The organism is Streptomyces sp. NPDC002619, assembly GCF_042889305.1.
Classification (GTDB): domain Bacteria; phylum Actinomycetota; class Actinomycetes; order Streptomycetales; family Streptomycetaceae; genus Streptomyces.
In genome coordinates, this window is sequence record NZ_JBIAQV010000036.1 from 67,962 (window position 1) to 79,148 (window position 11,187).

At 69.3% G+C, this 11,187-nt stretch carries 12 protein-coding genes and 2 pseudogenes; 7 read left to right on the forward strand and 7 right to left on the reverse strand.

Features of this window, described 5'->3' with window-relative positions; translation table 11 throughout:
• Window positions 1-90 precede the first annotated feature (90 nt).
• Together ACFYXB_RS35650 and ACFYXB_RS35655 are read left to right on the forward strand one after the other, a co-directional pair.
• Window positions 91-1,734 (forward strand): glycosyl hydrolase family 28-related protein, encoded by a 1,644-nt coding sequence (locus ACFYXB_RS35650; RefSeq protein ID WP_389589181.1) that lies wholly within the window; start codon window positions 91-93, stop codon window positions 1,732-1,734.
• 123 nt (window positions 1,735-1,857) lie between these two features.
• A complete protein-coding gene (locus ACFYXB_RS35655; RefSeq protein WP_389589182.1) occupies window positions 1,858-2,661 on the forward strand; it encodes a hypothetical protein in 804 nt (267 codons plus the stop codon).
• Between the two features lie 3 nt (window positions 2,662-2,664).
• Here the strand turns inward: ACFYXB_RS35655 and ACFYXB_RS35660 are convergent, their stop codons facing one another.
• On the reverse strand, window positions 2,665-3,462 hold the full coding sequence (locus ACFYXB_RS35660; protein ID WP_389589183.1) for an AraC family transcriptional regulator: 798 nt from the start codon (window positions 3,460-3,462) through the stop codon (window positions 2,665-2,667).
• Here ACFYXB_RS35660 and ACFYXB_RS35665 point away from each other — a divergent pair.
• Complete coding sequence (locus ACFYXB_RS35665; protein ID WP_389589184.1) at window positions 3,461-3,946, forward strand: DUF2000 family protein; 486 nt, start codon at window positions 3,461-3,463, stop codon at window positions 3,944-3,946. The genes ACFYXB_RS35660 and ACFYXB_RS35665 overlap by 2 nt on opposite strands.
• 17 nt (window positions 3,947-3,963) lie before the next feature.
• On the opposite strand, the gene ACFYXB_RS35670 is transcribed toward ACFYXB_RS35665, so the two are convergent.
• On the reverse strand, window positions 3,964-4,173 hold the full coding sequence (locus ACFYXB_RS35670; protein ID WP_389589185.1) for a dehydrogenase: 210 nt from the start codon (window positions 4,171-4,173) through the stop codon (window positions 3,964-3,966).
• A complete protein-coding gene (locus tag ACFYXB_RS35675) occupies window positions 4,170-5,423 on the reverse strand; it encodes an MDR family MFS transporter (protein ID WP_389589186.1) in 1,254 nt (417 codons plus the stop codon). Before ACFYXB_RS35675 ends, ACFYXB_RS35670 begins: the two co-directional genes overlap by 4 nt.
• Window positions 5,424-5,602: 179 nt before the next feature.
• On the opposite strand from ACFYXB_RS35675, the gene ACFYXB_RS35680 reads away from it, so the two are divergent.
• The gene (locus ACFYXB_RS35680; protein ID WP_351367502.1) at window positions 5,603-6,364 is read left to right on the forward strand and encodes a phosphoglyceromutase; all 762 of its coding nucleotides are present in this window, start codon (window positions 5,603-5,605) and stop codon (window positions 6,362-6,364) included.
• A gap of 100 nt (window positions 6,365-6,464) precedes the next feature.
• On the opposite strand, the gene ACFYXB_RS35685 is transcribed toward ACFYXB_RS35680, so the two are convergent.
• The 3 genes and pseudogenes from ACFYXB_RS35685 to ACFYXB_RS35695 form a co-directional block, all read right to left on the reverse strand.
• Complete coding sequence (locus tag ACFYXB_RS35685; RefSeq protein ID WP_389589187.1) at window positions 6,465-6,737, reverse strand: ribosomal protein L7/L12; 273 nt, start codon at window positions 6,735-6,737, stop codon at window positions 6,465-6,467.
• Window positions 6,694-7,258 (reverse strand): annotated as a pseudogene (locus ACFYXB_RS35690) (tyrosine-type recombinase/integrase); the annotation flags it as partial. The gene ACFYXB_RS35685 and the pseudogene ACFYXB_RS35690, both read right to left, overlap by 44 nt.
• A gap of 89 nt (window positions 7,259-7,347) precedes the next feature.
• Window positions 7,348-7,593, reverse strand: coding sequence for a SpdD protein (locus ACFYXB_RS35695; RefSeq protein ID WP_389589188.1), 246 nt, complete (start codon window positions 7,591-7,593; stop codon window positions 7,348-7,350).
• 121 nt (window positions 7,594-7,714) lie between these two features.
• Between ACFYXB_RS35695 and ACFYXB_RS35700 the strand changes: the two are divergent.
• A pseudogene (locus tag ACFYXB_RS35700) lies at window positions 7,715-7,882 on the forward strand (ATP-binding protein); the annotation flags it as partial.
• A complete protein-coding gene (locus ACFYXB_RS35705) occupies window positions 7,882-8,265 on the forward strand; it encodes a hypothetical protein (protein WP_389589192.1) in 384 nt (127 codons plus the stop codon). The pseudogene ACFYXB_RS35700 and the gene ACFYXB_RS35705, both read left to right, overlap by 1 nt.
• A 190-nt stretch (window positions 8,266-8,455) precedes the next feature.
• On the opposite strand, the gene snpA is transcribed toward ACFYXB_RS35705, so the two are convergent.
• Window positions 8,456-9,283 (reverse strand): snapalysin, encoded by an 828-nt coding sequence (gene snpA, locus ACFYXB_RS35710; RefSeq protein WP_389589189.1) that lies wholly within the window; start codon window positions 9,281-9,283, stop codon window positions 8,456-8,458.
• Window positions 9,284-10,225: 942 nt separating this feature from the next.
• On the opposite strand from snpA, the gene istB reads away from it, so the two are divergent.
• Complete coding sequence (istB, locus tag ACFYXB_RS35715) at window positions 10,226-11,032, forward strand: IS21-like element helper ATPase IstB (protein ID WP_389589190.1); 807 nt, start codon at window positions 10,226-10,228, stop codon at window positions 11,030-11,032.
• The last annotated feature ends 155 nt before the right edge of the window (window positions 11,033-11,187 follow it).

Sequence of the window (11,187 nt, forward strand, 5' to 3'; positions counted from 1 at the left end):
TGTGCACGGGTGCTGGTGGCATGCTCACCGCCAACGCACTTCTGAACACTGTTCACATCCATGAAAAGTCACAGGGGAGGACGGGCGGACATGAGCAACGCACACCTCAGCAGACGGGCCCTGCTCGCGGGAGCCACGGCCGTCGCGCTCGGCGCGGCGACGGGCACCGCGTCGGCGGCCGAAGTCCCCTCCTTGTGGCGGGAGTTCACGCACAGCCCGTTCACCCACCCGCAGGTCCCGTACGTCGGCCGGGCGGGTTTCCGAGCCGGAGCCACCCGCTTCCCCCGTCACCGGGTCGTGGCGGACGTGACCGACTTCGGCGCCGTGGCGGACGGCAGTACCGACTCCGCCCCCGCGATCAACCGTGCCATCGCCGCCGCCGGAAGGGCCGGCGGTGGCACGGTGACCATCCCGCCCGGCACCTTCCGCATCGACGACCTGATCCGCATCGGCGACTCGAACGTCGTCCTGCGGGGCGCCGGCAGCGGCCGTACCACGCTGTACGCGACGAAGAACCTCACCGAGCTGATCGGCACCTACGGCTCCCGCTACGGCGGCGACAAGTCGTCCTGGTCCTGGGCGGGAGGCCTGATCTGGCTGGCCCCCAGCGCCCGTTGGGACTCCCTGATCACGGCCATCAAGGCGAAGGCCTGGCCCTTCGAGGGCTGGACCGGCAACAAGCGGGACGAGTGGACGACCCTCACCACCGTCGAACCGGCGCGCCAGGGCGACCGCACGATCACCGTCGCGGACGCACGGCACCTCAAGCCGGGCCACCTGGTCCTGCTCCGCCTGGCCGACGACGCCGGCCACACCCTCCTGGAGCACATGTCGGGCGGCGGCCCGGGCCCCGAGGCGTACTACTGGGACGACAAGACCAAGCTCACCTCGTACGTCCCCTACGAATGGCCCGTCCGCATCACGCGCGTCCACGGCCGCCGCGTCACCCTCGAACGCCCGCTCCCGCTCGACGTACGCCCCGAATGGGACCCCCGACTCACCACCCACGTACCGGAGTTGACCGGCTCAGGCGTCGAAGGGCTGACCCTGGAAGCGATGGAGACCCCGCAGTCCCCGCACCTTCTCGACAAGGGGTACAACGGCGTCGTCCTCCAATGCGCCTACGACTGCTGGGTGGACGACGTCACCGTCCGCCACGTCGACAACGGCTTCGGCCTGGTCGCCGCCTCCGCCTGCACCCTGCGCGGCACCCGTGTCGCCGGCCGCGGCTCGCACCACCCGTACTTCTGCCGCGAGGGCTCCCACGACAACCTGATCGAGGACTTCACCATCGAGGAGCGCACGGTCCCGGCGCCCGCGAACACCCAGCTCCACGGCATCAACGTGGAGGGCCTGTCCTCGTACAACGTCTGGTCGCGCGGCGACATGCGCATGGGCACCTTCGACAGCCACCGCGGCCTGCCCTTCGCCAACGTCCGCACCGACATCACCGTGAACAACAACGGCCGCCACGGCGGCGACGCGAGCGCGGGCCCGCTGTTCGGCGCGCGGTTCACCCACTGGAACATCCGTGTCACCAACGGCCGCGCGGGCCTGATGAGGATCGACGGGCTGGCGCCGTACTCGGCGACGGTGGGCATCAACACGGTCACCGAGTTCGACCAGATCGACGTCCCCGACTTCACCGGGGACCTGCACTCCCGACTGGAGCTGTACGGCACGACGGACGCCGTACGGCCGCGGAACCTGTACGAGGCGCAGCGCGACCTATGAGGGACGGCGGGGGTCTCAGGGGTCCGGGGGGCACGAACGGGCGTTCGCGCGCATGCTGTTAGCCTGCGGCGACCCGAATCCTTACCGGACCCTTACCGGTCCCCCACCAGCAAGAGGTTGTGCATGCGCGCAGGCAGATCCGGCTCCGCGGTCGTGCTCGCGGGAGCGCTCGCCCTCGGGGCGTTCACCGCGCCGTCCGCGGAGGCGGCGGACACCGGCATCACGGTGTCGAACCTGGTCGTGAACAAGGGCAAGCCCGTCATCGTGGGCACCGACGCGGAGGTGACGCCCGACTTCACGTACCACATGTCCTGGCCGTCCGGCCCCAAGCTGCCGGACGTGGACGCCTTCCCCTTCCTCTACCACGACACCACGGCCGTCAAGGGCGCCCAGTCCGGCGGCATTTACACGAGCTCGACCACCTGCTACGAGGACGGCACACACGCAGCCGACTGCGACGGTGAGCTGTACATCGATCCGCGCTGGCGGCTGGACTCGAACAACGACGCCACGACCTGGAAGATCGCGGTCTCCGCGCGCATCTGGGGGCCGGACGGCCAGCTCAAGAGCTCGGAGTACCTGACCGGCTTCGGTTCCGTACAGGTCAAGCGCAGGGCGCAGGTCACCGTCAACGCCGCGCCCGAGCCCGTCGCCAAGGGCCAGAAGATCACCGTGACCGGCCGGATCACCCGCGCCGACTGGGCGAAGCACGCCTACACCGGCTTCGGCGGCAAGGCGGCCAAGCTGCAGTTCCGCAAGGCGGGCACCAGCACCTACTCGACGGTCAAGATCGTGTCGGCGGACTCCGCGGGCTATCTGAAGACCACGGTCACCGCGGCCTCGGACGGCTACTGGCGCTGGACGTTCAGCGAGACCGCCACGACGGGCGGCGCGACCGCCGCGGGCGACTACGTCGACGTCAAGTGACTACTACCGGGCGCTGACCCGATAGCGCCCCGGCGTCACGCCCACCAGCTTCTTGAAGTGCCGGGTGAGATGGGCCTGGTCGAAGAACCCCGTCGCCGACGCCACCTCACCCGGCGCCCGCCCCTCCAGCAGCAGCCGGCGGGCGCGTTCGACGCGGCGGGACATCAGGTACTGGTGCGGGGCGATGCCATACGCGGTGCTGAACGCCCGTACCAGATGGGCGGGATGGACGTGCAGCAGCCGCGCGGCGTCGTCGAGCCGCAGGCCGTCCGTGACGTGCTCGTCGAGGAGTTCGCGCAGGGAACGGGCGAGCGCGGGGTCGCTGCGCGGCTCCGCGGCGGCGAGGTGCGGCCGCAGATGCCGGCGCAGCCGCTCCCCGACGAACGTCAGACGGCTCTCGGCCTCCAGCTCGTCGCCGGACTGCGCGAGCGCGCCGTGCAACTGGCCGACGCGCAGCCGCAGTACGGGATCGCGCAGGTCGGGCCCGTCGACCGCGGGACCGATCAGGTCGTCTCCCAGATGGGTCGCGTCGAGATAGAGGACGCGCTTGCGGAAGCCGTGCGGGGTGGCCGGGGAGCCGTTGTGCGCCACGTGCGGCGGCAGCAGGGAGACCGTGTCGTGCGGGGTGCCGTGCTCGTGCCGGTCCAGGTCGTACCGTACGGCCCCGTCGTCGACGATCAGCAGCGTCCAGGCCTCGTGCACATGCATCGGATAGGCGTACTCCGTGAAGTGCGCGTGGAAGACCTCCACGACACCCGGGATGCGCGGGCGCCAGGCGGAGACCTCCGGCTGCGCGGCCATGCAAAGAACGTACAAGACCGGGCCGTGGGCCGCCCGGCAGTCTCGAGGCATGAGCACGCAGACCCCGGAACCCATCCGTTTCGACACGAAGATCGCCGTCCTGCTGCGCGAGGACCTGGAGTTCTGGCAGCGCCTGAACGTCACCGCGTTCCTGGTCAGTGGCCTGGGCACACAGCTGCCCGAGGTGATCGGCGAGCCGTACGAGGACGCCGACGGCGTGCCCTGCCTGCCGATGTTCCGCCAGCCGGTACTGGTCTTCGAGGGCACGAAGGAAACGCTCACAGCGGCCCACTCACGGGCGCTGTCCCGCGCGCTGCCCCGGGCCGTCTTCACCTCCGACCTCTTCACCACGGGCAACGACCGCGACAACCGCGCGGCGGTGAAGGCCGTACCGACAGCGGAACTGGATCTGGTGGGGCTCGCGGTGTACGGCCCGCGCAACGCGGTGGACAAGGTGTTGAAGGGGGCGCGGATGCATCCGTGAAGGGCGGGGCGGGCGGTTCAGCCGCCCAGGAGCCGCGGGTACGGACACGGCTCCAGTGGGTCGTCCGGCCGGTCGGCCCATCGCCACGAGACGTGCGGCGCGGGGCAGCGCCACAGGGAGCGGCAGACCCGGAGGCCGTCCTCGTCCCGGCGGACGAGGACAAGCCCGCCGTACACCGTCTGCGCGGCACACTCCGGGCAGCCGGGACCGGCCTCCCGGACGGTCATGCCGTACGGACCTCGGGCTCGACGTCCGCAGGCGTGTCGGCCGGAATTGTTCGCTCCTCCGGAAGCCGGCGCATGAGCAGGCCGTACCCGAGAGCCGCCCCCGTGCCGACCACCGCGCACATCCCCCACAGCCACTCGGCGCCGTACCGGTCGATGACCAGGCCGGACATCAAGGGTGCGACCAGGGCGGCGAGGGACCAGGACAGCGTGTACACGCCCTGGTAGCGGCCACGCCCGTGGACGGGCGAGAGCCGGACGACGAGCCCGGTCTGTGTCGGCGCGTTGACGATCTCGGCAAGCGTCCACACGCACACCGTCAGCGCGAACACGCCGACCGACCCGGCGAAGGCGGTGAGCCCGAAGCCGTATCCGGCGAGCAGCGACGAGACGACGAGCAGCCGACGCGGGTCCCGGTGCTCGATGAAACGGGTCACCGGGATCTGCAGGACGACGATCAGCACACCGTTGAGGGCGATCGCCGTGCCGAAGTCGGCGGGCGAGAACCCGGCGTGCCCCATGGCGATCGGCAGCCCGACCGAGCCCTGCTGGAAGACGACCGCGACGAGGAAGGACAACCCGACGACGGCCATGTAGCGCCCGTCGCGCAGCACGGTCCCGAGACTGACGTGGTCGTTCTCCCGTTTGGCGACCCGCATGGGCCGGGACTCGGGCAGTTTGGCGAAGACGACGATGGCGCAGAGGGCGGTCATCCCGGCCTCGATGAGGAACCCGGCGAGATAGCTGACCTCGGCGATGAACCCGGCGGCCATGGAGGAGACGGCGAAGCCGAGGTTGATGGCCCAGTAGTTCAGCGAGAAGGCCCGCACCCGGTCCTCGGGCTTCACGATGTCGGCCATCATCGCCTGCACGGCGGGCCGCGAGGCGTTCGAGGCCATGCCGACGAGGAACGCGACGACGGCGATGGAGACGGGATCACGCATGAACCCGAGCAGCGCCACGGACCCGGCGGTGGCCGACTGGGCGATCAGCAGCGTGGGCCGCCGGCCGAGCCGGTCGGCCATGACCCCGCCACCGAGCGACGACACGACCCCGCCGAGCCCGTGCAGCGAGGCGACGAGACCGGCGTAGGAGGCGCTGTAGCCGCGATCGAGGGTCAGATAGAGCGCCATGAACGTGGCGACGAACGCGCCGAGCCGGTTGACGAGGGTGCTGGTCCACAGCCACCAGAACTCACGAGGCAGACCGGAGACGGACTCCCGGGCGGCACGTCTCAGGGCGGCGGTCGACATGGGTCCCCCACGGATGGCATGTAAGCGGCTCAAGCAGTATCCGCAACTTACGGCGATGGGGTCGGCGGGGACCACTCAATTAACAGAAGCCGTCAACCGACGGATGAGGGACGCTTGCGGACCGTCCGCCTTCCGGGCGCTCGAGCGACGGTCCGAACGCGTGGATTACGCTCTCAGGCATGGCCGACGCACCGTACAAGCTGATCCTCCTCCGCCACGGCGAGAGCGAGTGGAACGCGAAGAACCTGTTCACCGGCTGGGTGGACGTCAACCTCAACGAGAAGGGTGAGAAGGAGGCGGTCCGCGGCGGTGAGCTGCTCAAGGACGCCGGCCTGCTGCCCGACGTGGTCCACACGTCCCTCCAGAAGCGCGCGATCCGCACGGCCCAGCTCGCGCTGGAGTCCGCCGACCGCCACTGGATCCCGGTCCACCGCAGCTGGCGCCTGAACGAGCGTCACTACGGCGCCCTCCAGGGCAAGGACAAGGCGCAGACCCTCGCGGAGTTCGGCGAGGAGCAGTTCATGCTGTGGCGCCGCTCGTACGACACGCCGCCCCCGCCGCTCGACCGGGACGCGGAGTACTCCCAGTTCTCCGACCCGCGCTACGCCACGCTCCCGCCGGAGCTGCGCCCGCAGACGGAGTGCCTGAAGGACGTCGTCGTCCGCATGCTCCCCTACTGGTTCGACGGCATCGTCCCCGACCTCCTGACCGGTCGCACGGTCCTGGTCGCGGCCCACGGCAACAGCCTCCGCGCCCTGGTCAAGCACCTGGACGGCATCTCCGACGCCGACATCGCGGGCCTGAACATCCCGACGGGCATCCCCCTGTACTACGAACTGGACGCCGACTTCAAGCCCCTCACCCCGGGCGGCCAGTACCTCGACCCGGAGGCGGCGGCAGCCGCGATCGAGGCGGTCAAGAACCAGGGCAAGAAGAAGTAACGCGACGCCAGCAAGCCCCCTACCTGCGGGTTCTCCGCGGGCAGGGGGCTTTTCGATGGCCTTGGGCCGTCTCTGGGCCGTCTGCTGCTTGACCGGGCCGTCAGGGCTTGAGGAATTCCGGCTCTGTCTGTGCCCTAACCTCTGCCTGTGCTCCCACATCGCGGAGAGCTGCGACCGCCGCCTCTGCGTCCTCCTGAAGCACGCCGTCGAGAATCATTGCGGGAACCTGCGCTGCCAGAACCTTGCTGCGCCAGAGGCTCAGTCCCGTCAGTCGACGTACGACTTGGGCGACGTCCAGCACACGGGTGCCAGGGTCGGTGAGCAGCAAGTCATGAGGCACGTCGTCGCACACCAACAAGAAGTACTCCGTCATTGCTCTCCCCGTCCCTCTTTGGCCCGGAGACTACGAGCCGCCAGCCGTCATGTCGCCTCAATTGGGCCGCCTCGAAGACAGTGGCCACCACCTTGCGCGTGCGCTCCTGGCTGGAAGGCATGAGGTGCGCGTACACGCGGAGCGTCAGGCCCGGGTCCGAGTGGCCCAGGTACTCGGCGAGGGCCTTGATGTTCTCCCCGGCGTCCAGGAGTACCGAGGCGTAGAAGTGCCGGAGCGCGTGCATGCCGTTCTCGCGGGATTCGGCGTACGGCTGTCCTTGTTTCGGGGAACGGGATCACCCCGGCGCCGGCCAGCGCCCGCTTCCACGCCTCCTCGTTGAGCGACGTGCGCCAGACATGACCCCCGCGCGGTCCGGTGAAGATCAGCCGCTTGGTCACCAGGGGCCCGTCCGCGACCTTCCACGGCAACGTGATCTCCACCGGCGGGAACTCCTTCATGTGCGCCCGGAGGGCGTCAGCGACCGGCCCGGGGAGTGGCACGTCCCGGAGCTTGCCACCCTTCTGGCTTCGGCTAGGAGGGGTAGGGCCCCGGGGGCGGCAGATGCTTGGCGGTATAGAGGCCGTCCCGGGGGTCTGTTGTTCAGCGGCTTTCAGCGGCGGTGCTGGTCGCGGAGCATCGAGCGCAGGACCATGGCGGCGATGGCCACGGAGATGGCCGTGACGGCGACGGCGGCCAGGAGCGCGGTGAGGACGACCCCGCCGACGAGGACGGCCGCGACCGCTCCCGTACTGATGGAGATCTGTGGGGCCGCACGTCGTACGGGCGCCGGATCGGCCGGGGTGTGGGTGTGCGCGGGCAGCGGCGTCGGGTTGTCGGGGTACTTGGGCAGGAACACGGCGAACCTCTCCTTACCTACTCGTCTAGTCGTGTGAGCCGTTTATGACGTCCACCCCAAAGCGCGTGCCGGAGTCGATGGCCGGGGCCATGAAAGTGCGCGAGAGCAGGAAACCGAACAGGGCGATCACGACGAGGTCGAGCACCAGGACCAGGACGCGGAGCACGGCCGGGGACTGGGCATGGTCAGCGCGATCGCACACCGAGTCGTCGTCCACGACAGCAACAGCGGACACACCGTCACCGCGGAGCTCTTCACCCGGGCCCGCGAGGGAGGCCACCCGTGCTGATGGTCAAGCCGCAGCGGGGCTACTGGTGCGAGTGCTGGACAGAAGATCTCGCCGAGGGTGAACCGCCGGAGCTGCAGGCATCTTTCGACGCCTACACGGCACCCCAAGCCGACCGATGGGTCGCAGTCGCACTCCGCACGATCTCCCCGACGCTCGACGCCGACAGCTCCGACGAAGCTTGGGCATGGCTGTACGAGGGACGCATCCAGACCCGGCGAGCCCTCACACGCGCGCAGCCCTGCACAGTCTCAGTGACCCACGCCGGCACACGCATCACCTGGACGCTCCGCCCCGTTCTCTTCATACCGCTCGCGCACCGACAGGGCATCGAACTCCCCGCCTGTGCATACGAGGCTGCCGCGTCGTTGTCGGATGATGCATGACATCTGAGCCGGGGTACTGGCCTGCAGGTGGCTAACGAGCCTATTGATCCTTTTGCGCGAGGACACCTTCACTCGATATTTCGCCTTCGGGGGTGCGAGGGTTGACGGGTGCGAGTCAGTGGCGAGGGGACCGGAGCACCTCAGCACCCGCCATCCTCGACAGCGAGCCGCTTCCCGCTTGGGAACGCGATCAACTCCAGGGCGTGCGGTGGAGCGGACGCCACGGACCGTGGCCCGGCGTCACGGTCCGTACCGGCGGTGCAGCGCTCGGGCCGCCAGCGGGCTGGTTCCCCGTGCCCGGGGCCACGGACGGTGCCGGCGGTGCAGCGCTCGGGCCGCCAGCGGGCTGGTTCCCCGTGCCCGGGGCCTGCGCGAGTCCGCTGGCCCACAGCTCGTCGACACGCGCGCGCTCGGTGGCGTTCGGGTAGCGGTTGGTGCAGGACGGGCCGGGGCCGCCGCCCGACATCAGCTCACTGCACGGCCCGCTGTAGTCGTCCGGCAGGCCCAACACGTGCCCGGTCTCGTGGGTGACGACGCGGATCGGGTCGTTCTGCTGGATCTGGGTGTAGTCGAGGAAGATCTGGCCGCTTCCGTGGCCGTTGGTGGAGGCGTGGGACCCGCGGGGGTCGTTGCCCTCGTAGTAGGAGAAGTCGGCACCGCTCGAGGCCTCCTCGAGCTTGACGTTGGACTCGGAGCTGTTCCAGATCGAGGCCGCGCTCGATATCTGCGAACGGAAGCTCGGCGCCTTGGAGGCGTCGTAGTGGAGGGTCACCGCCTGCGCGCTGGGCTGGGCGGCGCGCTTCTCGGCGACCGACTTGAGCACGGCCTCGAAGAACGCCTTGTTGTTCGCGGCCTCCTCAGCCGACCCGTCGTACCGCGCCACGGAGGTATCCGCGGAAGCGGACGGGGCGGCGGCCGGCTGGGCGCTCGCCGGCACCGCTGCGCCCAGTGCGCTGGAGGCCAGACCCAGGCCGAGAGCGAGGGCGAGGAATCTCGGGGACGTTCGGGACGACTTCATGTGGGGGGGGCTCCTACTCACTCGGTGACGCCGAGCGCCACAGTGCGCGGTCGACTCGGCGTGAACACCGGTTCCGAACTGCAGCGACGTCCTGTGGGTCGACATTCTTAGAACGGCTCGACAGGGCGCGCAATGGGTCCCGCCACTACGTCGCTTCGTAGGTCCCAGGACCTCGCCAGGGCGGTGCGCGGGCCTCCGGTCCGCACACAGCGGCAGGAGGGAAAGCTGTCGCGGCGTCAGAAGCCTTACAGCGCGGGGCAGTGGGCGTGCGGGTCGGCCGGGCGGAATTCCGACACACACCGCAGGATCCACATCCAAGTCAAGACGGACAAATACTCAGATGTACGCCATGCCGCATCTACTAAGTGCGCCGGTTGATTGGCGGAGCGCTGTGACCGACGTCACGAAATATGGGCTTCCGCTTCTTTTGCACCCCACTGACCCCGAGTCACCCCCCCCAGGGGTCACCCTCGGCGCAGGGCAGCGTCCCTCACCGCTGAGCCGCCGCCGCTCAGTCCTGATCAGGATGGAATCCGGGCCCGCCGTGCAGCCCGGCGAGCGGCGTGCGGGGAGAGGTCGGTTGGCTCCTCGCCCGCCTCCAGCAGCGTGTCCGCCGCACCCAGTGGCCTCGGGACGATGAGGGCCAGGCTGTCGTCCGCCACACGAACGAGGTGCGTGCCCGGTAGTAGGCAGTAGCCGGGCTGACGCCCGAAAGCCGCTGACCGCCGGGCTTGATGGCGGACACCGAAAGTTCCCCGGACATGGACTCAGCCGCAAGGTCCGCCGACATCACGCTCAGTAGCGCCGAAGAAGGAGCGAACCTCAGTTGATCAGAACCGGTTCTGGCACTACGGCAATGGCCGAGCGTTTGGCCAGTGAACGTGCCGACCGGATCTTCGGTGTCCTCGAGGGCGGCCTCAGCACTGGTGAAGGGGCAGCGTGATGAGCACGAAGAACGGCACCGACCAGGCCAGGACCAGTCGCGATGTCAGCTCTGAACTCGTCTGTCTGACAAAGGCGCTGAAGGCTCCGGCCCTTCGGGATGCGGCCGCCCGGCTCGCGGAGCGGGCCCGCGACGAGGGCTGGAGCCACGAGGAGTATCTGGCGGCCTGCCTGCAGCGGGAGGTCGCCGCCCGTGATTCGCATGGCGCCGAGGGCCGCGTCCGGGCGGCCCGTTTCCCCTCCCGCAAGTCGCTGGAGGACTTCGATTTCGACCACCAGCGGTCCGCGAAACGCGAGGTCATCGCTCATCTGGGGACGCTGGACTTCGTCGTCGGGAAGGAGAACGTGATCTTCCTGGGGCCGCCCGGCACCGGCAAGACCCACCTGGCCACCGGGCTCGGTATCCGGGCCTGCCAGGCCGGGCACCGGGTCGCCTTTGCGACCGCCGCCCAGTGGGTGACCCGCCTCGCCGAAGCCCACCAAGTGGGCAGGCTCAGCGACGAGTTGACCCGTCTGGGGCGGATCCCGCTGATCGTCGTGGACGAGGTCGGCTACATCCCCTTCGAACCCGAGGCCGCGAACCTGTTCTTCCAGTTCATCTCGGGCCGCTACGAACGCGCGAGCGTGATCGTGACCAGCAACAAACCCTTCGGACGCTGGGGAGAGGTCTTCGGCGATGACACCGTCGCCGCCGCGATGATCGACCGCCTCGTCCACCACGCCGAAGTCATCTCACTCAAGGGCGACAGCTACCGCATGCGCGGCCGCGACCTCGGACGGGTTCCCGCCGCCAACACTGGGGAATGACCAACATCAACAGACGCAGCGGGGGTCACTTTTGATCCGTCGGCACTGGCTCACAATTCAGGTTCTGGATCACTTTCAGTGCAGGCCTGACGGACGGTCACCGCCGCGTCGTTTCCGGCACGCGGGTCAGCGGGCGAGGAGGACACGCTTGCGCA

Excerpts from the sequence above, each read along its gene's own strand:
- ACFYXB_RS35665 (WP_389589184.1), top strand. The coding sequence starts at position 3,461 with ATGCAAAGAACGTACAAGACCGGGCCGTGGGCCGCCCGGCAGTCTCGA.
- istB (WP_389589190.1), top strand. The coding sequence starts at position 10,226 with ATGAGCACGAAGAACGGCACCGACCAGGCCAGGACCAGTCGCGATGTC.
- ACFYXB_RS35680 (WP_351367502.1), top strand. The coding sequence starts at position 5,603 with ATGGCCGACGCACCGTACAAGCTGATCCTCCTCCGCCACGGCGAGAGC.
- ACFYXB_RS35705 (WP_389589192.1), top strand. The coding sequence starts at position 7,882 with ATGGTCAAGCCGCAGCGGGGCTACTGGTGCGAGTGCTGGACAGAAGAT.
- ACFYXB_RS35675 (WP_389589186.1), bottom strand. The coding sequence starts at position 5,423 with ATGTCGACCGCCGCCCTGAGACGTGCCGCCCGGGAGTCCGTCTCCGGT.
- ACFYXB_RS35650 (WP_389589181.1), top strand. The coding sequence starts at position 91 with ATGAGCAACGCACACCTCAGCAGACGGGCCCTGCTCGCGGGAGCCACG.
- snpA (WP_389589189.1), bottom strand. The coding sequence starts at position 9,283 with ATGAAGTCGTCCCGAACGTCCCCGAGATTCCTCGCCCTCGCTCTCGGC.
- ACFYXB_RS35670 (WP_389589185.1), bottom strand. The coding sequence starts at position 4,173 with ATGACCGTCCGGGAGGCCGGTCCCGGCTGCCCGGAGTGTGCCGCGCAG.
- ACFYXB_RS35660 (WP_389589183.1), bottom strand. The coding sequence starts at position 3,462 with ATGGCCGCGCAGCCGGAGGTCTCCGCCTGGCGCCCGCGCATCCCGGGT.
- ACFYXB_RS35685 (WP_389589187.1), bottom strand. The coding sequence starts at position 6,737 with ATGACGGAGTACTTCTTGTTGGTGTGCGACGACGTGCCTCATGACTTG.
- ACFYXB_RS35655 (WP_389589182.1), top strand. The coding sequence starts at position 1,858 with ATGCGCGCAGGCAGATCCGGCTCCGCGGTCGTGCTCGCGGGAGCGCTC.